The organism is Kutzneria buriramensis (assembly GCF_003387475.1).
GTDB lineage: Bacteria > Actinomycetota > Actinomycetes > Mycobacteriales > Pseudonocardiaceae > Kutzneria > Kutzneria buriramensis.
This window is the reverse complement of the sequence record NZ_QUNO01000020.1, coordinates 188,392-213,037: the sequence shown is the minus strand read 5'-3', so window position 1 is coordinate 213,037 and position 24,646 is coordinate 188,392. Positions and strand designations below refer to the sequence as shown.

Below are 24,646 nucleotides of genomic sequence, written 5' to 3'. Positions count from 1 at the left end.
ATCACTTCCGTTGGGAGGAAAGCGATGCACGGACCGGAAGCGGGCGGCAGGGTCGACGGCCTGCTCGCCGAACTCTGGCGGGCGCAGGGCACCGATCTCCTGCTCACCGTCGGCATGCCGCCGCAGATCCGGGTGCACGGCGAGCTCTCCGCCGTGCCCGGCCAGCCGGCGCTGCGCGCGGAGGACACCGAAGCCCTGCTGGGCGAGTTGCTCGACGCCGAGCAGAAGGCGGCGTGGAAGGCCGCCCACGAGTACGACTTCGCGTTCACGTGGCGCACCGACGCCCGGGTCCGCGGCAACGCCTTCACCCAGCGCGGCTACACCACCGTTGCGTTGCGGATGATCCCCATGACCATCCCGACCATGCAGCAGCTGGGCCTGCCGCCGGTGCTGGGCTCCTTCGCCCGCAAGCACCAGGGCCTGGTGCTGGTCACCGGGCCGACCGGCTCGGGCAAGTCGACCACGCTGGCCGCGGTGATCGACCAGATCAACACCGAGCGGGCCTGCCACATCATCACCGTCGAGGACCCGATCGAGTACGTGCACCAGCACAAGCGGGCGGCGGTCAACCAGCGCGAGGTGGGCATGGACACGCCGTCCTTCCCGCACGCGCTGCGGGCCGCCCTGCGGGAGGACCCGGACGTGCTGCTGGTGGGCGAGATGCGGGACCTCGAGTCGATCCGGTTCGCGCTGACCATCGCCGAGACCGGCCACCTCGTGTTCGCGACGCTGCACACCAACGACACCGCCCAGTCGCTGGCCCGGATCATCGACGTGTTCCCGGCCGAGCAGCAGGCGCAGGTGCGGGTGCAGCTGGCGGCCGCCCTGACCGGCATCGTCTACCAGCGGCTGATCCCCCGCGTCGGCGGCGGCCTGGTCGCGGCGTACGAGGTGCTGGTGGCCAACTCCGCGGTGCGCAACCTGATCAAGGAAGGCAAGACCAACCAGCTGCGCAACTCGCTGGTGACCGGGCAGCGCGAGGGCATGGTGACCTTCGAGCAGTCGCTGTCGGTCCTGGTGCAGGGCGGCTGGGTGAGCTACGAGGACGCCGTCGCCCGCAGCCTGTACCCGAAGGACATCGAGCGGCAGCCACGACTGCGAGTGGGGGCGCCGGCATGAGACCACGCAATCCGCTGCGCGACTTCGAACGCGTCGATCTCGGCGCCATCGCACCGGATCCGGCCGCGACGGCGCTGCTGTCCGAACGCCAGGCGCGCGAGCTGACGGCGATCCCGCTGTCGGTCGACCGCGACGGCGTGATCGTGGCGGTCGCCGACCCGACGCCGGACGTGGTGGAGAAGCTGCGCGCGGCGATCAGCCAACCCGTGATCGTGCAGACGGCGGCGCGGGCCGACGTCCTCGGCGTGATCGGCGCCGTCTACCGGGCGCTGTCCGGGGTCGGCGACCAGGTCAAGGCGTTCGAGACGCGGGACGCGATGCGCCGCGACCAGGCCCGGGCCGAGGTCGCCGGCGTCAACGAGGACGCGCCGGTCGTGCACGTGGTGCAGATGATCATCACGCAGGCGCTGCGGGACCGGGCGTCCGACATCCACATCGAGCCCAGCGCCGACCGGATCCGGGTGCGCTACCGGGTCGACGGCGCGCTGCACGACGTGCTGGACCTGCCCGGCTCGATGGGGCCGGCGGTGGTCAGCCGGATCAAGATCCTGGCCGGCATGAACATCGTGGAGCGCCGACGCGCGCAGGACGGCCAGATCAGCACCGAGGTGGAGGGCCGCCCGGTGGACATCCGCGTGTCGACCGCGGCGGTGGTCGGCGGCGAGAAGGCGGTGCTGCGGCTGCTGGACAAGAGCCGGCCGCTGTACCGCCTGGACCAGCTGGGCATGCCGGCGGCGATGGCCGAGCGCTACACGGCGATGCTGCGCGCCCCGTACGGCATGCTGATCAGCGCCGGCCCCACCGGCAGCGGCAAGACCACCACGCTGTACGGCTCGCTGGGCGAGATCAACAGCCCCGACCGGAACATCATGACCATCGAGGACCCGGTCGAGTACACGTTCCCGTCGATCAACCAGATCCAGATCAACGAGGCCGCCGGCATCACCTTCGCCGGCGGGCTGCGGTCCATCCTGCGCCAGGACCCGGACGTGATCCTGGTCGGAGAGGTGCGGGACGTGGAGACCGCGCGGATCGCGGTGCAGTCGGCACTGACCGGCCACCTCGTGCTGTCCTCGCTGCACGCCACCGACGCCGCCTCGGCGCTGCACCGGTTGCTGGACATGGGAATCGAGAACTTCCTGGTGGCCTCGTCGGTCAGCGCCGTGCTGTCGCAGCGGCTGGTGCGCCGGATCTGCGGGCACTGCCGCGAGTACTACCACCCGACCGCGCAGGAGCTGGCGTTCCTCGACGCGATCGGCGGCGCCGCCCCGCCCGGCGGCTTCCTGCACGGCGCGGGCTGCAACCTCTGCGCCCGCACGGGTTTCCTGGACCGGATCGGAGTGTACGAGATGATGCCCGTCTCCGACGGCATCCGTGAGCTGGTGCTGGATCGCGCCCCGCACGGGGAGATCCGCAAGCAGGCCCGGTACGAGGGCATGCGCACGTTGCAGGACGAGGCGGTGCGGCTGGTCGGCGAGGGCGTGACGAGCCTGGCCGAGGTGCTGCGGTCCGTGTACCTCCCGGGGGTGTCGTGATGGCCAGGTTCACTTACGTGGCAACGGGCCCGGACGGGATGCCCGCGCACGGCGTGCAGAAGGCCGCCACCCGCGAGGCCGCCGAGCTCGCCCTGTACGAGCGGGAGCTGCGGGACATCCGCGTCACCGAGCGGCCGAGCCTGCTGCGCACGGAGCTGTCCGCGCCGCGGGTGAAGCGGGAGGAGGTCATGCACCTTTCCCGCCAGCTCGGCGCGTTCGTGCGGGCCGGCCTGCCGCTGATCGACGCGGTCCGCTCGCTCGGGCTGGAGTCGTCGAACTCGTCGGTGCGGCGGATGATGGCGCAGATCGAGGAGGGCCTGCGCGGCGGCGAGAAGCTGTCCGACTGCCTGGACGCCCACCCGAAGGTGTTTCCCGAGTTCTACCGGGGAATCCTGCGCTCGGCGGAGCTGTCCGGGCAGCTCGACACCGTGCTGGACCGGCTGGCCAGGTATCTGGAACGGGACCTGGAGGCCCGGCGGAAGATCACCTCGGCGCTGATCTACCCGGCCATGATCTTCGTGATGGCGATCGTCACGGTGGTGGTGCTGTCGACGTTCGTGCTGCCGCGGTTCAAGGACTTCTTCAACAACCTGCACGCGCAGCTGCCGCTGCCGACGCGGATGTTGTTGGCGGTCACCGACTTCCTCACCGAGTGGTGGTGGGCGCTGACCTCGGGGCTGGCCGTGGTCATCGCCGTCCTGATCGTCGTGTTGCAGTTCGAGTGGGGCAAGTACGCCCGCGACCGGTTCTATCTCGCTATTCCCGTGGTCGGCGACACGATCCGATTCGCGCTGGTGGAACGGTTCTCGCGGATCCTGGCGTCGATGGCGGGCGCCGGCGTGTCGCTGCCGGAGGCGCTGCGCGTGGCGACGGAGTCGTTGCGCAACAGAGTGTTCACCAACGCGCTGTGGCGGGTGGCCGAGGCGATGCTGGAGGGACAGGGGCTGGCCGGCCCGCTGGCCGCGACGGGCCTGTTCCCGCGCACGGCGGCGCAGATGATGCGGGTCGGCGAGGACACCGGCACGCTGGACACCCAGCTGGAGGTCACCGCCTCGTACTACGAGGGCGAGTTGGACTACAAGCTGAAGAAGGCGACGGCGCTGATCGAGCCGATCGTGATCGTGGTGATGGGCGTGATCGTCGGCTTCGTCGCGGTGGCGCTGGTGTCGGCCATGTACGGCATCTTCAACCAGGTGCAGGTGTGAGATGACCGACGAGCGGGGCGAGACCCTGCTGGAGCTGCTGATCGCCGTGGTCATCATGGCGGTCGCGGTGGTGGCGGTCGTCGGCGCGCTGGTGAACAGCATCCAGCTCTCAGATGTGCACCGGAAACAGGCCACCGCTTCGGCGGCCGTGCGCGACTACGGCGAGGCCATCACCAACGCGGTCGACGGCGGCGGCTACGTCAGCTGCGCCGGCCCGTCCAGCTACGGCACGGGTTTCACCCCGCCGGCCGGCTACACCAAGTCCGTCGGCTCGGTGAAGTACTGGGACGGCGCGGCCTGGCAGACGACCTGCGGCGCCGACACCGGCCTGCAACAGGTGACCATCCAGGTGGCCAGCGCCGACGGCCGGGCCAGCGAGCAGCTGGTGGTCGTCGTGCGCAAGCCCTGCGGACTCTCGGACTCGCCATGTGCATGAACGACGACGACGGTTTCACCCTCATCGAGCTGCTGATCGCGATCGTCGTGCTCGGCATCATCGTGCTGGGCTTCGGCAACGTGCTGATCGCGGCGTTCCGCAACACCGACGCCACGTCGGCGCGGTTGCAGCTCTCGCACGACGCCCAGATCAGCTCGGCGTACTTCGCGCAGGACTTCGCGGCGACCGGCCGGCGTGACTACTCGGCCGCCGGCGCGGCGAGCGGGACCGTGACGTTCCTGCCGTCGGTGCAGACCAACGCGGCGTACAACGCCGGCGGCGTCACGTGTGGCACCGCCGCCACGCCGACCGCCCTGCTGCGGCTGCTGTCCGACGACTGGGACTACTCCGGCCCCTCGCCCGTCATGGGCACGGATGTCGTGGCGTACTACCTGTCCGGCACGGAGCTGCACCGGTTGAAGTGTGTCGCCGCGTCGACCCCCAGCTCGGACGTGGTGCTCGCGCACTTCGTGGACACGTCGACCGTGACGGTGACGTGCTCGTCGACGTGCACGGCGACGCCGATCCCCCAGCAGATGACCCTGGCCTTCACGGTGACCATGCCGTCGGCCGATCCCTACCCGGTCACGCTGACCAGCCAGCGGAGGCAGTCATGAGACGCGGCGACGACAGCGGCGCGGCGCTGATCCTGGTGCTCATCGTGGTCACGGTGCTCGGGCTGGTGCTCGGCGCGCTGCTGACCTTCACCGACACCGGTCTGCGCGCCACGCTGGCGCTGCGGGATCAGGCCGCCGCCGCGTACAACGCCGACGGAGCGGTGCAGGCGGCGATCAACAACCTGCGCAACAGCTCCTACGACGCCGCCGTCGGCCAGCAGTGCTTCGGCGGCTCGAACACGTTGGCACTGAACAACTTCTACGGAGCGGACTCGGCGGCGGTGACCTGCTCGCCGGATCCGGCGAAGGTGCTGATCCAGTGTCCGTCGCTGGCCCACTGCAACCGACCCGGCTCGGCGATCCTGACGCTGGGGCGGATCGCCGGCGAGGACGGCGTCAACATCACGCAGCCGAACGGTTCGGCGTTCAACGTGCACGGCGTGGTGTTCTCCAACTCGAACATCAACGTGGTCAAGGGCAGCCTGGCCACCAATGCCGCCGCCTACGCCCGCGGCGCGTGCACCGGAGCCATCACCAGCACGCCGGCCGCGCAGTGCAATTACGGCAACACCGCGAACGCTCTCGGCAACGATCCCGGCTATGCGGCGGCGACCGCCACCGTGCCCGTGCACCAGGACCTGCCGGCGTGCACCGCGGCCAACTCGGTGGTGACGTTCCTGCCCGGGTACTACGACGACGCCGTCGGCCTGTCGCAGATGATGGCGGGCAACAGCTTGTGCAAGCACAGCACGTGGTGGTTCAAGCCCGGCACGTACTACTTCGACTTCCACAACGGCGGCACGAGTCCGAATCCGCTGCTCACCGCGGGCAGCGACATCTGGACCGTGAACGACGGCTACCTCGTCGCCGGCTCGCCGGTGAACTCCTCCGGCGCAGCCCTCGCCACGCCGCCGGTGCCCGCGACGATCCCGGGCTCGTGCGACAACCCGATCAACCACGCCAACGCGCAGGGCGTGCAGTTCATCTTCGGCGGCGACAGCCAGCTCGCGGTGAAGGCCGGGCAGGCCGAACTCTGCGGCACCCTCACTCCCGACTCGCCGCCGGTCGCGCTGTACGGCATGACCTCGGGCGCGGAGACGACGTCAGCGGTCACGCTCAAGACCACCGCCGTGACGCCCGGCGACTTCACCGACGCCACCGTCACCAAGCTGGCCAACATCGACGGCAACATGGCCACGTGGGCCAACAACAGCAACGGCAACCAGACCGGCACGGTCACCACCAGCGGCTACGCCCCGCCCGCGGCCGTCCCCGCCGGGTCGATCCTGCGGTCGGCGAAACTTCGCGTCGTCCATGCCAACTCCGCCCTGTCCGCTATGGACAACCTCACCCTCAAGATCACTCCGAACGGCGGAACCGCCTACACCGTACCGATTCCCATCACCAACCCGATCGACTCGTCGGTGCACAACGACCTGATCGACATCTCGCAGGGCGGCACCGGCGTCCTGGCCCAGCAGATCTACGCCGGCACGTTCACCGGTGCGCAGATCCAGTACTCGGCCGCGGTGAAGCACAAGGGGAACGAGCAGCTGGACTCGATGCAGCTCGAACTCAGCTACGTGGCCCCGGCGCTGCGGGCCGAGAACGGCTGCACCACCACCGGCCCGTACACCGGCGTCGGCAACTCCACCACGTGCGCGATGGTCACCACCGTGAACAACGCCGGCGGGCTGTTCTACGTGCAGGGCACGACGTATGCGCCCGGGGCGGTCCTGGACATCACCCTGAACAACGCCACCGAGCAGGTGTTCCGGTTCGGAGTGATCGCGAGGTCGTTGTGGGTGAAGGAGACCGGCAGCTTCGCGTACATCGGTCCGGTGATCGAGGTGCCGGACGACTCACCCGGCTTCGTGTTGAGCGTGTTCCTCCAGGCGTACATATGCCCGAAGGCATCGACGTGCACGCCGAGTGGGACACCGGTGTTGACGGCGAAGGTGGCCATCGTGGATGCGGATCCGACGACGCCGGCGCCGGGGAGGCGGCAGATCTCGGTGCTGAGTTGGTCGAGCCGGCGGTAGCGGGTGCGGTCGTCCCCCGACCCCTACCACCCGGACCTCGCACGCGATCCCGTACGCCCAACTCGGCGAACCCCCGGCTGCTGACCGACAACGGTCGCCGCAGGCATCAAGATCATCGTTCGGGAGCCTGCCCTCCGACGTCGAGGAGCGCCCGTCCGAGCCGCTCACGGCTGGCGTCAGCAACCAGAAGTTGATGCCGGCATGCGACCTCGATGTCCCGCCAGATCCGTTGAAGAGGGCTCGCGGAGGCGAACCCGCGAGCAGCGCAGGAGTCCATGAGCAATCCAATAGCCTCGCGGATCTGCGTAGAAGCCACGCCGACATCCATATGTGTGCGAGCCGCTGCCGCCGCGTCCAGGCCAGTGCGGCTTTTCATGGCCGCAGAAAGTACGCCAACCGCGCGGTCGACGTGCAGGTGGGCGCCGTCTATCAAGCCGACCGCTTTCGCGACGGAGAGCTGAACGGCCGGCGAATACACCGCCCTTGAGTAGTCGGTGCCAACAATGGCGCCGCGCTCACGGATCAGACCGAGCGCGTGCGCCAAAGCGCTGTCCACCATTCCCAACACCGGCCCGACGGCTATCGTCGCCAAAAATGGAACAATGGGAACCGCCGCAAGTGGAAGATTGATTTTCCGCGTCGCATAACCACCCGAAAGCGCTCGCGAGAAGGACAAAGCTCTACGATTCGGAACAAACACGTCATCTGCAATAATCGTGTCGCTAGCGGTTCCACGCATGCCAGGCGCAGACCACGTCGGTTCGATACGGATCTCACTCGCGGGTATCAACATCTGTGTGATTTCATCCTTGCCGCGGTCTCCCGGCACCGGCGTCCCCACGAGTACCCACTGTGCATGCCGCACGCCCGATGCGGGTTGCCAACGTCCAGAGACATGCCAACCGAATGACACTTTCCGAGCGACCCCACTCGGGCTCGTCACAGTCGCAACGGCGGCATGCGGGTCGCCACCCCACACTTCATCGCAGACCTCGTCATCCAGCAGAGAAACCAATGCGCAGCCGCCGGAAAGGATCATAGCCACCCAGGCGGTCGAGCCGCAGCCGCGACCGAGTTCCACGAGTGCCTCAACGACGGCCGGGAGCCCGCTGTCCGGGCCCCACGCAGCTCGTGGCGCAAGCATGCTGAACATGCCGGCTTCCTTCATCAGCGCCAGACAGGGCGGCGCTATGTCGCCCGCGAGCTCAGTTTCAGCGGCATGCTTCGCCAGCAGCGGACTCAGCCTCCGCGCGTGGCGCACCAGCGGCGACACGGCAAGATCTCCAGACATGAGTGCCAACCTAGATTTCCATTTCACTTGGTGACGGATAGGAGCAACCAAGCTCGAACCGGCCGGTCGCGGCCCGGGCGCACAGTTGAAGACGGTCGCCTCGTAGGCACCGGCGGCAGCCGTGTCGAGTCAGCCCCACTCGAGCACACACCCTGACAGTCCCCCGCCGATAGCCTTCTCAGGGAGTCACACATCGAGAAGGTCCGAAACCTGACGCGGACGACAACACCTTTGACCAACAACACCACGGGTTTACGCGACCAAAGTTGGCAACGTCAGAGGATTGAAGATCAGTCGATTACAAGTATTTACACTCCCTCATCACACCTCCGGATGAAAAGTGATTTCACATAGGAAAACATGAATACACTTGCCTCCGGATGCGGTGCGCCGTCACCGTCCGGCTTCCGATTGGACGGGGTTCGCCGTTGTCCCGCTGCGATGGATGGCGCACGCTCACCCTCACACCTCTCCGGTTCAGGACGGTCTGAGACAGCGAACGTCACTACGCCAGGCCCACGACTGTCATCCGACAGGCCTCGATCGCAGCCCGCCTGATCGTTCGTCGTGTGTCGGTCGCCTCGCCGGCCACAGTTTTACGACAAGCAAGAGTGCACGAAAACCCGGGTCGCACCGTTTAAGGCCGACTCGGTGACGGCTTGACGCCATTGTTACCGAGATACCGCGACTCAAGCACCACGTCCCTGATTAGGGTCTCATGTGTCGCATGCTCGATCGAGCGCCATGTCCTCCCTTCTGCCGACTTCATGTACGCGCGGTACTCCGGAGCGCCAGGGAACTTGACATTGTCCGCGACCACGACGGAGCCTGCGTGCAGCCAGTCTCGATCGACAACTCGGTGGAGGTCAGGAAGGTACGCGTCCTTGGCGTGGTCGATGAACACGAAGTCCACCGAGCCGGGCGCAAAGCCATGTTCGACCTCGAGCCGTTTCAGCGTCACGTCGCCATCGCCGAGCGTCCCGACCACGACGGCCACACGGCTTCCGACCCCGGCGTGATCCCAGATCCGCCGCGCAATGTCGGCGTTGGCAGGGTTGAACTCGACTGAGACCAGGCGACAGTCCGCATCCAACAGTCGCACTATCCGCAACGCGCTGTATCCACAATAGGTCCCCAGCTCGAGCACGCGCTTCGGGCTTGTACGCCGGACAGCGGCGTCCAAGATCGCACCCTTCTCCTCGCTGACGTGGATCATGAAGCTGCGTCGAGCGCAGAATTCGTCGATAGTTCGGATCACATCGTCGACGTCACCCGCCCGCGCTCTCGTGACCACATAATGAGCAAGCGCTTCCTCGCGACCGTCGCCGACCTGCCACTCGGTGGTCAACTTCTTAAAGGAGAACAGCAATCGCAGAAAAGACCATCGCAGAAATGGCACGCGCTTGCCGACCAGCTCCAGCGGATTCACAGAACAGGATCCTTCCCTCTCGAGGTCGAGTTGATTCAACGCAATGCGATATTAGGCCTCCTTCCCATTTTCGACGGCGTCACGCCGGACATGCGCTGCGGGCACCGCAGCAGATCCCATTCCACGATCAACCGGACAGGACGGTCGACCCTGCGTCCGCGGCGGCCCAGGTACACGCGACCACGCACCGGTCCGACCCCATGTCACACCGGGACCGCGGATCAAAGTCCGACACCCCGCCTTCTGGTGCACACACAAAGCTCCCACCTCGACGAGGCCATTCAAACGAATAACGGAGGTAGTTTTCGGGCCAGCCTCGGGCTGCCAAGAGGCCGTCGAAGGCGATATTGAATTTCTACAGGACCGCTTCCCGTCGGCTCGATATAGAACCAGGCAGGATGAACCCCGTATCGAACTCCTAATTGTCGTCGACCTCCGACCGTCATCACTATAAGTGTCAATTTGACTACCGCGCGTGATGCAATCGGGTGAGTCGAACGGAAAGCAGTCGAGTGAATCCAAACGGAGTACGCCCGCACCTCGCATACGCTTCCCGCTCGGCATCGGGCGTCAAGCAGGCGGGCCATGCATCAGGGCATGGATCCTCGCGCGGTTCCGGTGTCGATTCGGTCCAGTGTGGCCGCCATGAAGGTGACCGCCGGTCCGAGAGTGGCGGTAGGGCGGCTCAGCCCGAGCACGGACCCGGCCGAACCGGGTGCGCGGCGACAAGGCCCAATCGTCGCGGACGATCCGGGCTCTTCTACGCCGGATTCGTGCGGCCTCGGGGTGGCCGGCCACCGGCGTTGGACGCGGTGGACCAAAGCTCCGTCAGACACGCCCTATGCCAAGCCCTGTAGCAAAAGTTTCACGTACCCGTCGGCAATCGCGTCGGCGGTGAACATGGCCAGCAGCGCTCCCGCGACCATGAACGGTCCGAACGGGAGCGCTGTTCGGCGTCCGCCCTTGCGCACGGCCATCACCACCACGCCGACGACCGCGCCCAGCAGGAAACCGCCGAAGCTGCCGATCAGCAGCGCCCGCCACGACAGGTAGCCGAGGACCATGCCGATCAGGCCGGCCAGCTTGACGTCGCCGAAGCCCATGCCGGCGGGGTACACCGTGGCGAGCATGAAGAAGAACGCGAACAGCACGACCCCGCCGACGCCGGCCCGCAGCAGCGGCCAGAAATCCCGTTGCCACGCCGCGGACGCGGTCAGCAGCACCGCGATGACCGGATAGGACGGCAGCACGATGGCGTTGGGCAGCCGCCGGGTGTCGAGGTCGATCGCCGACAGCGCGACGCCGATCGCCGTGAAGTACAGGTACGCCGGCAGGTCCGGGATGGACACCCGCAGCGCGACCGCCACGAACAGCAGACCGGTCAGCAGCTCGACGAGCGGGTAGCGAGCGCTGATCGGCTCCTTGCAGTCGAAACACTTGCCGCGCAACAACAACCAGCCGAGGACCGGGACGTTGTGCCGCACACGGATCCTCACATCACAGTTGGGACACGCCGAGGGTGGGGTCGCGACCGAGATTCCGGCCGGCACACGGTGGATGACGACGTTGAGAAAAGAGCCCACGACCAGGCCCAACAGCCCGATGAAGATCAGCAACACGGCCATCGCCAACCCTCCGCCAACCTGTGAACTCCCTGAATGGTGTAGCACACGCTGGGCCAAAGCGATGAAGAGGGCAACACGCACCACGCGGGACAGGACGGCCAGCCAATGACGATCAGAACGGCAGTCATCGAGGAGCACACGCTGATCCGCTACGGCCTCGCCCGGCTGATCGAACAACAGCCGGACATGGAGTTCGTCGGTGAGGCATGCTCGGGTTCCGACGCCGTGCGCCTGATCGCCGCGCAGCGGCCCGATGTCGTCACGGTCGCCGTCACACTGCCCGACACCGACGGCATCCGGCTGGCCCGCGAGCTGCGCGACCGCCACCCGAACCTCGGCATCGTCGTGCTGACCTCCCAGGGCGAGGACGACGTGCTGTTCCGCGCCATGGAAACCGGCGCCTCCGCCTTCGTGCCGAAGACCGCCCCCACCAGCGAGGTGCTCGGCGCCGTGCGGCACGCCTCCGTCGCCGCGTCCTCGTTCACGGCCAGCGGCCTGGCCGGCGCGTTCGCGCGGCAGCGGGAGGCCGAGGCCCGGCACGGGCTGAGCCCGCGCGAGCGGGAGACGCTGGAACTGCTCAGCCGCGGGCTGTCCGTCCCGGCCATCGCCGGTCAGATGTACGTCAGCCTCTCCACGGCCAAGACCTACGTCACCCGCCTGTACGACAAGCTCGGCGCGAGCAACCGGGCCCAGGCGATCATGGCCGCCGTGCAGCACGGCCTCATCCAGGGAGTCGCCTCCTAGGCTGGCGCGGTGACCGATTTCGCGCCGCAGACGGCGACCGGCAAGGTGTTGTGGCACTTCGCGATGTCGCTGGACGGCTTCGTGGCCGGCCCGGACCACTCGATGGACTGGATGACCGGCTTCACCGTGCGGCCCGGCCTGCACCAGGAGTACATCAGCACCACCGGAGCCGTGCTCGGCGGCCGCGACGGCTGGGACGTGATCGACGACGCCCGCCCGTACGGCGGCGCCTGGCAGGGCCCGATCTTCGTGCTGACCCACCATCCGGAGGACGCCGAGCCCGCCCCGGGAGTCACCTTCCTGAACTGCGACGTCGCCGAGGCGGTGCGGATCGGCCTGGAGGCGGCCGGCGGCAAGAACCTGGAGGTGTTCTCGCCGACCATCGGCCGGCAGCTGCTGGCCCGCAACCTGATCGACGAGATCGACCTGCACATCGTGCCGGTCCTGCTCGGCGACGGCATCCGCCTCTACGACAACCCCGGCGGCGTGCCGATCCGGCTGGAGCCCGCCGCGGCTGTCAATGTGCGGTACCGGCCGGCCACCCCCTGACGGCCATTCGTACATTTTAATTAACCCCAGCCACGCCGAAGCTGCCCTGTCGGTTAACATCGGGGGCGCTCCAGGCAACGAGGGAGGGGTGCGGTGGACACTCGCATCGAGGGGGCGGCCCCGTCGACGTTCGTGCTGGCCAGCCGGCTGAACCACCTGTTCGACATCACGGTGAAGTCCCTCGACCCGCAGGGTCGGCCGGTGCGCTACTCCACCCCCGAGGTGGCCTACGCCATCAGCGCGGATCCCTCGCACCCGCTGTCGATCTCCCGGCTTACGCTGTGGCAGGTCCGCGAGGGCAAGGCGAACCCCACCATGGAGAAGGTCCGCGCCATCGCCAAGTTCTTCGACGACCACCGCCCCGTGGGCGCGCCGCGGGTCACCACCTCCTGGCTGCTCGCGCTCGGCGAGGTCGGCGATCCCGGCGGCGAGCCGAACTTCGAGTAGGAGCCGCATGAGCAGGGTGCTGGTGATCGGCGGCGGGGTCGCCGGCATGGCGACGGCGATCGCGCTCAGACACGCGGGCCTGGACGCCACCGTCTACGAGGCGCATCCCACCGGCGCGGACGGCAAGGGCGCCTTCCTCACCATCATGGCCAACGGCCTGGACGCGCTGCGCGCCGTCGACGCCGAACACCTGGTGCTGGATCGCTCGTTCGCCTCGCGGGACGTCAAGATGCGCAACGGCAAGGACCGCGCGCTCGGCGTGCTCACCATCCCGACCCCGGATCCCGAGAAGGTCATCCCGCGCACCCTGCGCCGCGCCGACCTGTACCGCGCGCTCACCGACGAGGCACAGCGCCGCGGAGTCGAGGTGGTGTACGGGAAACGCCTGGTCGCCGCGAGACAGGAGGGCAGCGTCACCGCCTTCTTCGACGACGACACCCGCACCGGCGGCGACCTGCTCGTCGGCGCGGACGGCGTGCACTCCACGACCCGGACCCTGATCGACCCGGACGCCCCGAGGCCGGACTACACCGGCTGGAACATCGTCATGGGCGCGGTGCGGGACGTCCTGCCGTCGAGCAGCCGCGACTCGTACTACATGTACTTCGGCACCAAGGCCAGCTGCGGCCACACCACCGCGCCGGACGGCGAGACCTGGTGGTTCGCCAACGTGCCGTGCGGGGAGGAGGAGCTGGCCGGCGCGACACCGGCCGAGCTCCGCAGCCGGCTGGGCGAGCTGTTCGCCGGCGACCGGATCGACACCGTGGAGGCGATCCGGGAGACGGCCGACGAACAGTTCATGGCGACGGCCTGTTTCCAGCTGCCAACCGTGCCGACCTGGTCCCGCGCCGGCATGACGCTGGTCGGCGACGCGCTGCACGTGGCCTCGCCGGTCACCACGCAGGGCGCGTCCATGGCCATCGAGGACGCCGTCACGCTCGCCCATTGCCTGCGCGACATCCCGGACACCACCGCCGCGCTGCGCACGTACGAGCGGTTGCGCCGGGAGCGGGTGGAGCGCGTGGTGAACACCGGGGCTCGGATGCTCGGGCCGAAGAATCCCGGGCCCCTCCTGCGAATGATCCGGGACTGGGCGATCAGCCGGCAGACGCGGAAGCCGGACATGGACTGGCTGCACCTGCACCACATCGACTGGGACAGCGAGCTCACCGGCTGACAGCCGGGCGTAACGAACACCTTCCGTCGGCAGACATTCGCATGCAGTGACCGTCGCGACGAAGGGGCGTGCCGCCGTGAAGATCGACCTGTTCAACGAGATCCAGAACCCCCGGCCCTGGCCCGAGGGGCACGAGCAGCTCCGCTTCCGGCGGGCGATCGAGCAGGCCAAGCTCGCCGACGAGCTGGGCTACGGCTGCTGGTGGCAGGTGGAGCACCACGGCGCGGGCGAGTTCAGCCTGTCCTCGGCGCCGGAGCTGATGCTGGCGGCGATCGCCCAGCACACCAGCCGGATCCGACTGGGCCACTCCGCGGTGCTCGCACCCGGGCGGTTCAACCACCCGATCCGCGTGGCCGAGCGGGCGGCGACGCTGGACCACCTGTCGGGCGGCCGGGTGGAGCTGGGGCTGACCCGCTCGACCATCCCCGAGTGGCGGCTGTTCGGCATCTCGCCGGAGCAGGCCCGGGCGCAGACGCAGGAGGCCTTCGAGATGGTCCCGAAGATGTGGACCACCGAGAACTTCTCCCACGACAGCGAGAACTACCGCATCGACAACGTCTCCATCGGGCCGAAGCCGTTGCAGCAGCCGCATCCGCCGCTGTGGCAGGCGGCGGCCAGCCCCACCTCGTTCGAGGACGCCGGCCGGCGCGGCGTCGGCGTGCTGGGCACGACCATGTGGGAGTCGCTGGAACGCGTCGGCCGGATGATCAAGCTGTACCGGGCGGCGGTGGAGTCCTGCACCGACCCGGTCGGCTCGTTCGTGAACAACCAGGTCGGCTACTTCACGTTCGTGCACTGCGCCGAGACCGACGAGCAGGCCATGCGCAACGGCGCCGCTGCTGCTGCAGCCTGGTACACCGTGACGGCGCTGCGGTTCTTCGAGGCCGCCACCGAGTTCGCCGCCACCATGCAGCGGCACCAGGACCTGCTCGACTCCCCCGACGGCGGCGGCCTCACCGGCGACTTCCTCCGCGGCGAGATCGACAACGCGCCGACCGACGCCCAGTTGTTGATCGGCCGTGTGCTCCAGGGCGAGGACGTGCCCGACGAGGAGGTGTTCACCGTGCTGAGCGCCCAGCAGTCGCTGATCGTGGGCAGCCCGGAAACGTGCCGGGAGAAGCTCCAGGTGTACGCCGACCTTGGCATCGACCGGCTGATGTGCCTGCACCAGATCGGCAGCATCCCGGACGAGGCGGTGACCACCAGCATCCGCCTGATCGGCGAGCTCATCGGTGAGTTCGAGCGCTAGGGTGACGGCATGGAACGACCCAGCTGGGCGCCGCCGGACGTGGACATCGACCAGCCGAGCATCAGCCGTATCTGGGACTGGTTCCTGGACGGCTCGCACAACTTCGCGGTGGACCGCGAGGTGGCCAAGCAGATGCTCAAGCTGATGCCGGAAGGTCCGAAGATGGCGCAAGCCAGCCGGGCGTTCCTGCGCCGCGCGGTGCGCATGTGCGCGGCGGCCGGGGTGACACAGTTCCTGGACATCGGCTCCGGCATCCCGACCGTCGGCAACGTGCACGAGATCGCCCGCGCGGCCGACCCGCAGTCCCGGGTCGTGTACGTGGACACCGATCCCGTCGCGGTCAGCCACACCCGGCAGCTGCTGGGCGGCGATCCGACGACCACCGTGCTGCGCGGCGACCTGCGCGAGCCGGACGCCATCCTGGACAGCCCGGAGCTGCGCGGGACGCTGGACCTGGAGCGGCCGGTCGCGGTGATGCTGATCATGATCCTGCACTTCATCCACGACGAGGACGACCCGGTCGGCATCCTGCGGCGGTTCCTCGACCGGCTGCCGGCCGGCAGCATGCTGGCCATCGCGCACGGCAGCCCCAACACCGAGCGCATGCCGGACGAGCACCTACACGCCGCCCGCGAGATGTACACGAAGTCCGTGGCCCAGGTCCGGCTGCGCACCCAGCCCGAGGTCCAGGCCCTGTTCCAGGGCTGGGAGCTGGTGCGGCCGGGCGTGGTGTGGATCCCGGACTGGCGGCCGGACCTGGCCGACAACGGGCCGGAGTCGCTGATGCCGAACGCCGGCTACGCGGGCGTGGCCGTCAAGGTCTGAGCGGCCAGCCGGCCCTTCTCCTGGTTCTCCGCGACGTACGGGCGGAGCTCCCGCTCGTACGCGGACGGCTGGTCCAGGTGGCGGGCGAGCGTCCGCGCGCCGATGAGCGCCTGTGACGTGCCCATGCGGCTCGGTGCCGCTGGCCCTGTTCACCGGCCTGATGCTGCAATGGCTGGTCGACCCCGTGCACGCGCCGTCCGGGGCTGACGTGGTGGCAGAGCTGGAAAAATGGCCGGAAGGCCATAGCGCGTTCTGCGAGAATCCGCCGCATGTTCGCGGGCGACTTCGAGATCCACTTGACCGGCGCTCCGGTGGAGGCGGACGCCCTGGCGACGTTCGCGCAGCGTGCCGGGGCCAAGTACACCTGCATCGAGCTGAACCGCGGCGCGCAGGCGACGCAGCCGATGCTGACCATCACCGCCAGCGGCACGCTGGACGACGTGCGCCGAGTGGCGCAGCGCTGGGCCGGCGATCTGGCCACGGCCGGACTCCGTGTGCTGCGAACAAAAATCGAGGCGGCGCCGTGGAACGAGGGCGTGCCGCGCACCGATGACGACCACCGCGACGGCCTGTACTTCGAGCACCACGTCAAAGTCCTGCTGCCGTCCGGTGATCTGCGCACCGTGCTGGCGTTGACGATGACGGCCGTGGGGCACGACGGCCACGTGTCGCGCAACGCACGCCGCCGGCGCGCGGACGGCCGTGAGGAGCGGTTCGTCACGCAGCGGTGCCGCCTGGTGGGGCTCGACACCGCCCGGGCCCGGCTGGACGGGTTGCTGAATGCCTTGCGGGGCTTCGAGGTTCTGGAGGTCGAGCAGGAGTACGTGGTGGTGGACGACGCCCCGAGCGTGGACGTCGGCTGGTCCACCACGCAGTGGCGGGACGAGCGGCTGCGCGCCTGGAAGGCCGGCCGCGAGGGCTTCCCGGCCACGTACCGGCCGCTCGCCGTGGAGCCGGGGCAGGGTGTCTGGCAGCAGGCGATCTTCGATCCGGCACTCAAGCAGTACTCGAACGCCTATCGCGCCGGCGATCCCTGGTTCGCCGACGCCGCCGACGGCAAGCGGTGGATCAAGGCCCGCCGCGACGCGATGGGACACGTCCTCGCCACCATCGCGGAATCCCCGTGGGCCCAGAACCTGGTGCTGCGCGGCAGCATCGTGCTCAAGGCGTGGCTGGGCGAGGCCGCCCGCGAGCCCGGCGACCTGGACTTCGTGGTGGTCCCGCGGCGGATCGATCCCGACGACGCCGAGGCCGAGGCGATGCGGGACGGCCTGGTCGAGCGGCTGCGGGCCAACCCGGGCCCCGGGCTGCGCGCGGACCAGGCCGTCGCCGAGGAGATCTGGACGTACGAGCGGGTGCCGGGCCGGCGGCTGGTGATCCCGTTCGACGTCCCCGACCTGCCGCAGGGCGCGATCCAGCTGGACTTCGTCTACCGCGAGCCGATGCCGGAGCCGCCGGAGGTGGTGCGGATCCCGCCGCTGGACACGCCGATGCTCGCCGCGCCGGCGGATCTCTCGCTGGCGTGGAAGCTCCAGTGGCTGGTGACCGACTTGTACCCGCAGGGCAAGGACCTCTACGACGCGGTGCTGCTCGCCGAGCACGCCACCGTGTCGCTGGATCTGGTGCGGCGGCTGCTCAAACCCGAGATCGGCAGGGACGAGGCGGAGGCGTTCACGGCGCGGAACCTCCTGGAGCTCCGGGAGGTCGACTGGGAGAACTTCCGCAGCGACCAACCCGGCGTCGACGGCAGCGCCGACAGCTGGCTGCGCCGGCTCGTGTCGGCGCTGGAGCGGGACCCGTCCTGGCGCTGAGCGAACCAAGGAGGTTGCGGCCGTTCGGCCCGCGCCGATCGGCCGCGTTGACAGGAATCGCCTACGGGCCAAGTGTTACCGGCATGGAGCCCTTACGACCAAGTCGCCGAGGTTTCCTCGCCGCTTCCGCGGCGGCGGCCGTCGGCGCCGCAGCATCCACGACACCAGCAGCGGCCGATCCGGGGCCGGCGGCCTGGCCGCCCGGCCCCGGGACCCGGTTGCGGCCGCAGGCCCCGGACGCCGAGCTGCGCGGCATCCTGGCCCGCATCGACCAGACCAGACTCCAGGCCACCGTCCAGAAGCTGACCACGTTCGGCACCCGGCACACCCTGTCCAGCCAGACCGACCCCAACCGCGGCATCGGCGCGGCCCGGGACTGGATCCTGGGCCAGATGCAGGACATCGCCGCCACCTCCCAGGGCCGGATGACCGTGCAGGCACAGTCCTTCGTGCAGCCCGTCTCCAGCCGCATCCCCACCCCCACCGTGATCACCAACCTGATCGCCACCCTGACCGGCGCCGCGTCGCCGAACCGGGTCTACGTGGTGTCCGGCCACTACGACTCGCGCGTCAGCGACGTCATGAACTTCACCAGCGACGCCCCGGGCGCCGACGACGACGCCTCCGGCGTCGCGGCCGTGCTGGAGATGGCCCGCGTCATGGCCACGCACCAGCCGAAGGCCACCATCGTGTTCGCGGCGGTCGCCGGCGAGGAGCAGGGCCTGTACGGCGCGGCGCACATGGCCGCGCAGTTCAAGGCGGCCGGCACCGACGTGCAGGGCATGTTCACCAACGACATCGTCGGCAGCAGCCGGGCCGACGACGGCACCCGCGACCCGCACGCGCTGCGGCTGTTCTCCGAGGGCGTGCCGACGTCCGAGACCCCGCAGCAGACGGCGGTGCGCCAGGCCGTCGGCAGCGAGGCGGACTCGCCGAGCCGGCAACTGGCCCGGTTCGTCACCGATGTCGCGAACAGCGCCGACATGACCGTGCACGTGATCTACCGCCGCGACCGCTACCTGCGCGGCGGCGACCACATCCCGTTCCTGCAACAGGGTTTCCCGGCCTGCCGGTTCACCGAGCCGCACGAGAACTTCGCGCACCAGCACCAGGACACCCGCGTCGAGAACGGCGTCCAGTTCGGCGACCTGATCGAGTTCGTCGAGTTCGACTACGTGCGGCGGGTGGCCCGGGTCAACGCGGCGGCGATGTGGTCGCTGGCCAACGGCCCCGGCACGCCGAAGAACGCGCTGCTGCTCGACGCCCAACTCGGCAACACCACGACACTGACCTGGGACGCCTCTGCCGAGGCCGACCTGGCCGGCTACGAGGTGGTGTGGCGGGAGGCGACCGAACCGGACTGGACGCATGGCGTGCCGGCCGGCAACGTCACCTCGTTCACCGTGAACCTGGCCAAGGACAACGTGTTCTTCGGGGTGCGGGCGATCGACAAGGCCGGGCGGCGCAGCCCCGTCGCGTTCCCGACGCCGTCACCCTGACCGCTCGCCGGACAGCCTGGCGATCTCGACCCGGGACTGCGCGCCGAGTTTGGCCAGGATGTGCGAGACGTGCGTCTGAACCGTGCGGCGGGACAGGAACATCAGGGCGGCGATGTCCGGATTGGACAGTCCGTCGGCGACCAGCGTGGCCACCTTCGACTCGGTGACCGTGAGCGCGTCCCAGCCGGTCGACGGCCGGTTGCGGGGGCCGCGCCGGCCCCGGCGGACGCCGTGCCTGCGGGCACGGCTGTCCGCCCGCATCACGTCCCAGGTCGCGCCCAGCGACAGGTAGGCGTCGACGGCCTCGGTGAGCGTGCGCAGCGCCGTGGGCCGGTCCTCGTAGGCCATCAGCACCGCCGCGTCCTCCAGGCAGTGCCCCAGTTCGAGCGGCCGGCCGGCGGTGCGGAAGTACTCCGCGGCCTCCAGCAATGCAGCCCAGTCGCCGACCAGCAGGCCGCGGCACCAGCGCGCGGCGGCGGTCTTGACCGGTATCGGTTCCGCCTCGGCCTCGTACTCGCAGAGGTCGCTTGCCCGGCGCGCGGTGTCCAGGTCGCCGAGTTCCATCGCCAGCCGCACCAGCTGCGGCGACCAGCGGTGCCGTAGGTACTGGTACTTCTCGACGCGGTTCGGGTCGAGGGTCTCGCGCAGCACCGCCAGCGCGCCCTCCGGCCGGCCCGCCCGTTCCTCCGCCATCGCGCGGGCCCGGACCAGCAGGATGGAGTCCGAGCCGCGGACCTTCGGCCGGTTCAGGTCCGCCTCCACGGAGGCGACGTCGTCGCGGTGGCCGGCGATGAGCGCCTTCATGCCGTACACGCGTTCCCACAGCTCGGGCCACGAGTCGGCAGCCGGCAGGTGCTCCGCGGCCACGTCGGAGGCGGCCAGCGCGTCGTCCCACTGCCCCATCGCGAACCAGATGTCCGCGGCGTTGGTGTAGACGTGGCACAGCCGGGGCGTGCCGGTGTGCTCGGCGAGCTCGATCGCCTCCCGTACGGACCGGCGAACCTCGTCCCAGCTGTCGAGCTGCGCCAGGAACGCCGTCTGGTCGATCAGCAGCGTCTGGCGCAGGTCGGTGGTGTACGGGTTGTCGCCGACCGCCCGCAGCGCCCGGCGGACCGCCCGCAGCGCGCCGGCGGTGTCCCGCTGCCGCAGCCGCACCAGGCTGATCTCGTGCAGGGCGTACCCGATGGCGACGGGGTCGTCGGCGAGTTCGGCCTGCGTCAACGCCTTCTCCGCGGCGGAGTCGTCGAAGCGGCGGCCGCTGCGCCGCAGCCGGACGCTGATCGCCAGCAGCCGCGCCTCCCACAGCGGGGGCAGCTCCGGGTCGCGCAGCGCCACCTCGACCATCTCGCGGGCGTCGCAGAACCGGCGCGACCGGTGCAGGCAGCCGACCACCGTCCAGCGCATCTTGGCGACCATCTCGGGATCGCGCGTACGGGCCAGCACCTGCCGCGCGAGGCGTTCGCTCAGCTCGCCGTTGCCCAGCAGGAACGCCGTGATGGCCAGCCTGGCCTTCAGCTCGTCGTGCAGCGGGTCGTCCGGCGGGATTCTCGCCACGGCCCAGGTCAGCAGCCGTTCGGCGACCGGCGACGCCCGCTGGGTCAGGGCGGTGGAGTGCTCCGCGAGCCACTGCGGGACCCAGTCCGCCATCTCGCCCCGCGCGGCGGTCAGCTGGGCGGAGATCCGCTCCACGGGGCCGTTCGCCCGCACCAGCGCATGGGCGGCGTCCTGGTGCAGCGCGGAGCGCAGCATCTCCGGGATCGCGGCGTACAGCGCGTGCCGGATCAGCGGATGCCGGAACGCCAACCGGTCGCCGCGCTCCGCCAGGACGCCGGCGGACATCGCCTCCTCGACGCCGTCCGCCAGCTCCGGCGGCGCATGCCCGCTGACGGCGGCGAGGTCGGCCAGGGAGAACTCGTTGCCGAGCAACACCGCCGGGCGCAGCACGCGGGTCGTGGCGTCGGACAGGAACGCCAGCCGGTCGGCGATGGCCGTGCCCAGCGACGCCGGCGCTCGGTCGATGCCCGCCGCCAGCTCGACGAACCCGTCGCGCTCGACGTGCTGCTCGCGCACCAGGGCGTCGACCAGCTCCCGTACGAACAGCGGATTGCCGCCGGCCTGGCGGGCCATCGCCCGCAGCCGGGGGCCGGAGGGCGCGCCGACCAGGTCGTCCACCAGTTCGTCGACCTGCTGGTCCGGCAGCGCCCGCAGCCGCATCACCGTGGTGCCGTGGGTGGTGAGGGTCCGCCGCAACTCGGCGATCTGGGCCCGCCGCGGCACCGGCCGGCAGGTCGCCACCAGCAGCAACGGCACCTGGTCGACGGCGCGGCTCAGCCGCCCCCACGTCAGCAGGCTGGCGTCGTCGGCCCAGTGCAGGTCGTCCAGCACCAGCACCACCGGCGAGTCGGCGCACAACTGGTCGGCCAGGGCCAGAAACCTCTCGACCCCGGCCGTGACCGGATCTCCGACGGCCGGGCACGGGCCGAGGCTCTCCCGCTCGGCCGGCGTCAGCGCGTCCCGCAGGGCCTGCAGCGGGAAGCGGCTCACCAGCTCGTCGGCGGCCGCCCACAGGACGCGGCAGCCCAGCGTCGCCGCCAGGACCAGACCGGCGTTGACCAGCGCGGACTTGCCGATGCCGGGCTCGCCCTCGACCAGCACGGAGCGGCCGCGACCGGCGACCAGGTCCCGCAGCAGCGCACGGAACAGGTCGAGTTCGGCAGCGCGACCAACGAGCACGAGGCGAGGGTATCCCGGATCTGTCACCGCTTCGGCCGTCGGGCTGCCCGAACAACGAAGTCGGACTGCCCGGTCGGTCAACCGCGCGCGTCCGTCCCCACCGCGTCCGCGACGCGGGTGAAACCGTCGCGCCGCAACAGCTTGGGCAATTCTCGGTTGATGGCGCGCGCGACGGTCGGTCCGCGGTAGACGAGCGCGGTCAGCAGCTGCACGAGCGAGGCGCCGAGCCGGATCTTGGCGTACGCGTCCTCGGCGGTGAACACGCCCCCTGATCCCACGATCACATGTCGTTCGGGGTCGATCGATCGGTAGAGCTCCCGGATGGTCCGGTTCGCCGCCGCGGCCGCGGGCCGGCCGGACACCGCGCCCGGCAGCTCGGCCGCCGACGCCCGCAGCCCCGGCGGCTTCCCGGCCGGCAGGTTCACCGAGAAGCCGGACACGAACTCCGCCGGCGCCACCGCCTGGAGGAAAGTCTCCATCGCGCGGAGATCGGGGAACGGCGCCACCTTCAGCAGCAGCGGCTTCTCGATGCCGACCTCGCGCAGGCCGTCGATCAGCATCGCCAGCCGGTGCGGCTGGTGGAAGAAGCCCTGACCGTCGTGGGTGTTGGGGCAGCTGAGGTTCAAGCACAGATAATCAGCGTGCGGCTGGAGGATCCTGGTCGACGTCAGGTAATCGGCGATCACTTCGTCCTCAGTGGACGGTGGCGCGTCGATGCCGTGATTGGTGTTGACGATGTTGATGCCGAGCGTCGCGGTGCGGCGACGGTTCGCCAGCCGCTGCGCGACACGGTCCGCGCCTTCGTTGGGCACCCCGTAGTACACGACGATCGCCTCGTCCTCCGGGAGCCGGAACAGCCTCGGCCGGGGATTGCCGTCGGACGGCCGCGCGGCGATCGAGCCGACCTCGACGTGGCCGAAGCCCAGCGACGCCAGCGCCGGCACTGCCCGGGCGTTCTTGTCGAAGCCGGCGCCCAGCCCGATCGGCGTCGCCATCCGCAGGCCGGCAACGTCGGTGACGAGGCTGGCATCGGTCGGCGCGCAGTAGCTCGCGATCGCCGGCACGCGGCCGACCCGCTCGGCCAGCCGGATCGCCCGGTCATGGATCCACTCCGGCTCGGCGCGGAACAGCGCCGGCGCGAGCAGCCTCCGGTACACGACGCCTCCTCCCCGGATCGCTGGAAAGCGCTTACCCTATACCTCCCACGAGCCCGGGAGTGATCGATGAAAGCGGTTCAGGTCATCGGCTACGGCGAACGAGTCCGCGTCGGCGAGGTCAAGGAGCCGGCCATCGTCGACCCGCACGACGTGATCGTGCGCATCGCCGGGGCCGGCATCTGCCGCACCGACCTGCACATCCTCGACGGCCAACTGGCGGAGGCGTTCCACCCGACGCTGCCGTACACACTGGGCCACGAGAACGCCGGCTGGGTGCACGAGGTCGGCCCCGCGGTCGACGCCTTCTCCCCCGGCGATCCGGTGATCGTGCATCCGGCCGTGACGTGCGGGCTGTGCACGGCCTGCCGCTCCGGCAACGACATGCACTGCCCCACCTGGCGATTCCCCGGCGTGGACGGGTGGAACGGTGGCTACGCCGAGTTGCTGCGCACCAGCGTCCGCTCGCTGGTGAAGCTGGCGCCGAAGACCGACCCGACGCGGATCGCCCCGCACGCCGACGCCGGCCTCACCGCCATCCACGCCGTCAAGCGGCTGGCGCCGTTCACGTACCCGGGCAGCACCGTCGTGGTGATCGGCTTCGGCGGGCTCGGACACCTTGCCGTGCAACTGCTCCGCGTGCTGACGCCCGCGCGGATCGTGGTGGTGGAGGCCGATCCCGGGCGCCTGGAGTGGGCGCGCGGATACCCGGTGGACGCCGTGCACGCCAGCGGCGAGGACGGCGGCGTTTCGGTCGTACTGGACGAGACGAACGGCCTTGGCGCGGACGTCGTGCTGGACCTGGTCGGCGACGGCCGGGCGCCCGAGCACGCGCTGCGGATGCTGCGCAAGGGCGGTGTGTACTCGATCGTCGGCTACGGCGGCGGGGTCGCCCTGAACCACCTGGACATGATCAACCGGGAGCTGACGGTGATCGGCAACCAGATCGGCTCGCACCGGGACCTGATCGACCTGATGGAACTCGACCGGTCCGGAAGGGTCGTGCTGCACACCCGCTGCTTCCCGCTGGACGAGGCCGCCGACGTGCTGGCCGAGGTGGCGGCCGGTCGGGTGCCCGGACGGGCCGTGCTGGTGCCGTGAGCCTTGACAGCGGGCGCGTCGTCGGCGACCGTGGACGCGCGGGAAAGCGCTTACCTGG

At 69.7% G+C, this 24,646-nt stretch carries 21 protein-coding genes; 15 read left to right on the top strand and 6 right to left on the bottom strand.

Annotation, left to right across the window (positions count from 1 at the left end; all coding sequences use genetic code 11):
• The first annotated feature begins 24 nt into the window (after positions 1–24).
• From BCF44_RS44380 to BCF44_RS44355, 6 genes are read left to right on the top strand one after another with little or no spacing between them, the layout of a single operon-like run.
• Positions 25–1,119: a type IV pilus twitching motility protein PilT gene (locus BCF44_RS44380; RefSeq protein WP_116180535.1), complete on the top strand. Its 1,095-nt coding sequence runs from the start codon at positions 25–27 to the stop codon at positions 1,117–1,119.
• Positions 1,116–2,654, top strand: a complete 1,539-nt coding sequence (locus BCF44_RS44375; RefSeq protein ID WP_116180534.1) for a GspE/PulE family protein — start codon at positions 1,116–1,118, stop codon at positions 2,652–2,654. The genes BCF44_RS44380 and BCF44_RS44375 overlap by 4 nt, the downstream gene beginning before the upstream one ends.
• Entirely contained in the window at positions 2,654–3,859 is a 1,206-nt protein-coding gene (locus BCF44_RS44370; RefSeq protein WP_116180533.1) for a type II secretion system F family protein, read from the top strand. The genes BCF44_RS44375 and BCF44_RS44370 overlap by 1 nt, the downstream gene beginning before the upstream one ends.
• A 1-nt stretch (position 3,860) precedes the next feature.
• Positions 3,861–4,295, top strand: a complete 435-nt coding sequence (locus tag BCF44_RS44365) for a prepilin-type N-terminal cleavage/methylation domain-containing protein (protein ID WP_116180532.1) — start codon at positions 3,861–3,863, stop codon at positions 4,293–4,295.
• On the top strand, positions 4,292–4,912 hold the full coding sequence (locus BCF44_RS44360; RefSeq protein ID WP_116180531.1) for a PulJ/GspJ family protein: 621 nt from the start codon (positions 4,292–4,294) through the stop codon (positions 4,910–4,912). Before BCF44_RS44365 ends, BCF44_RS44360 begins: the two co-directional genes overlap by 4 nt.
• On the top strand, positions 4,909–6,954 hold the full coding sequence (locus BCF44_RS44355; protein ID WP_116180530.1) for a hypothetical protein: 2,046 nt from the start codon (positions 4,909–4,911) through the stop codon (positions 6,952–6,954). The genes BCF44_RS44360 and BCF44_RS44355 overlap by 4 nt, the downstream gene beginning before the upstream one ends.
• A gap of 112 nt (positions 6,955–7,066) precedes the next feature.
• Here BCF44_RS44355 and BCF44_RS44350 read toward each other — a convergent pair whose 3' ends face one another.
• From BCF44_RS44350 to BCF44_RS44340, 3 genes are all read right to left on the bottom strand, one after another.
• Entirely contained in the window at positions 7,067–8,245 is a 1,179-nt protein-coding gene (locus BCF44_RS44350; RefSeq protein WP_116180529.1) for an acyl-CoA dehydrogenase family protein, read from the bottom strand.
• Positions 8,246–8,882: 637 nt separating this feature from the next.
• A complete protein-coding gene (locus BCF44_RS44345; protein ID WP_211353510.1) occupies positions 8,883–9,674 on the bottom strand; it encodes an O-methyltransferase in 792 nt (263 codons plus the stop codon).
• An 839-nt stretch (positions 9,675–10,513) separates the two neighbouring features.
• Positions 10,514–11,299 (bottom strand): prepilin peptidase, encoded by a 786-nt coding sequence (locus BCF44_RS44340; protein ID WP_116180528.1) that lies wholly within the window; start codon positions 11,297–11,299, stop codon positions 10,514–10,516.
• A 105-nt stretch (positions 11,300–11,404) separates the two neighbouring features.
• Between BCF44_RS44340 and BCF44_RS44335 the strand changes: the two genes are divergently transcribed.
• The 6 genes from BCF44_RS44335 to BCF44_RS44310 all read left to right on the top strand — a co-directional run bounded on the left by BCF44_RS44335 (position 11,405) and on the right by BCF44_RS44310 (position 16,290).
• Positions 11,405–12,043 carry a response regulator transcription factor gene (locus BCF44_RS44335; protein ID WP_116180527.1) on the top strand — a complete coding sequence of 213 codons (639 nt, stop codon included), beginning with the start codon at positions 11,405–11,407 and terminating at the stop codon, positions 12,041–12,043.
• A gap of 9 nt (positions 12,044–12,052) precedes the next feature.
• Positions 12,053–12,592: a dihydrofolate reductase family protein gene (locus tag BCF44_RS44330; RefSeq protein ID WP_116180526.1), complete on the top strand. Its 540-nt coding sequence runs from the start codon at positions 12,053–12,055 to the stop codon at positions 12,590–12,592.
• 93 nt (positions 12,593–12,685) lie between these two features.
• Positions 12,686–13,039, top strand: a complete 354-nt coding sequence (locus tag BCF44_RS44325; protein ID WP_116180525.1) for a hypothetical protein — start codon at positions 12,686–12,688, stop codon at positions 13,037–13,039.
• Between the two features lie 7 nt (positions 13,040–13,046).
• On the top strand, positions 13,047–14,216 hold the full coding sequence (locus tag BCF44_RS44320; RefSeq protein ID WP_116180524.1) for an FAD-dependent oxidoreductase: 1,170 nt from the start codon (positions 13,047–13,049) through the stop codon (positions 14,214–14,216).
• 46 nt (positions 14,217–14,262) lie between these two features.
• Positions 14,263–15,465 carry an LLM class flavin-dependent oxidoreductase gene (locus BCF44_RS44315; protein WP_246016172.1) on the top strand — a complete coding sequence of 401 codons (1,203 nt, stop codon included), beginning with the start codon at positions 14,263–14,265 and terminating at the stop codon, positions 15,463–15,465.
• Between the two features lie 9 nt (positions 15,466–15,474).
• Positions 15,475–16,290, top strand: coding sequence for an SAM-dependent methyltransferase (locus tag BCF44_RS44310; RefSeq protein ID WP_116180523.1), 816 nt, complete (start codon positions 15,475–15,477; stop codon positions 16,288–16,290).
• Here the strand turns inward: BCF44_RS44310 and BCF44_RS56115 are convergent.
• Positions 16,263–16,415: a hypothetical protein gene (locus BCF44_RS56115; RefSeq protein ID WP_170218078.1), complete on the bottom strand. Its 153-nt coding sequence runs from the start codon at positions 16,413–16,415 to the stop codon at positions 16,263–16,265. The two genes, BCF44_RS44310 and BCF44_RS56115, sit on opposite strands and share 28 nt — an antisense overlap.
• A gap of 144 nt (positions 16,416–16,559) precedes the next feature.
• Here BCF44_RS56115 and BCF44_RS44300 point away from each other — a divergent pair, with 144 nt between their 5' ends.
• Positions 16,560–18,101 (top strand): nucleotidyl transferase AbiEii/AbiGii toxin family protein, encoded by a 1,542-nt coding sequence (locus tag BCF44_RS44300; RefSeq protein WP_116180522.1) that lies wholly within the window; start codon positions 16,560–16,562, stop codon positions 18,099–18,101.
• Between the two features lie 83 nt (positions 18,102–18,184).
• Positions 18,185–19,600: a M20/M25/M40 family metallo-hydrolase gene (locus BCF44_RS44295; RefSeq protein ID WP_116180521.1), complete on the top strand. Its 1,416-nt coding sequence runs from the start codon at positions 18,185–18,187 to the stop codon at positions 19,598–19,600.
• Here BCF44_RS44295 and BCF44_RS44290 read toward each other — a convergent pair.
• A complete protein-coding gene (locus BCF44_RS44290) occupies positions 19,592–22,333 on the bottom strand; it encodes a helix-turn-helix transcriptional regulator (protein WP_170218077.1) in 2,742 nt (913 codons plus the stop codon). The genes BCF44_RS44295 and BCF44_RS44290 overlap by 9 nt on opposite strands.
• Before the next feature lie 77 nt (positions 22,334–22,410).
• On the bottom strand, positions 22,411–23,490 hold the full coding sequence (locus BCF44_RS44285) for a quinone-dependent dihydroorotate dehydrogenase (RefSeq protein ID WP_170218076.1): 1,080 nt from the start codon (positions 23,488–23,490) through the stop codon (positions 22,411–22,413).
• Between the two features lie 66 nt (positions 23,491–23,556).
• Here BCF44_RS44285 and BCF44_RS44280 point away from each other — a divergent pair, with 66 nt between their 5' ends.
• Positions 23,557–24,588, top strand: coding sequence for an NAD(P)-dependent alcohol dehydrogenase (locus BCF44_RS44280; RefSeq protein WP_116180518.1), 1,032 nt, complete (start codon positions 23,557–23,559; stop codon positions 24,586–24,588).
• Positions 24,589–24,646 lie beyond the last annotated feature (58 nt).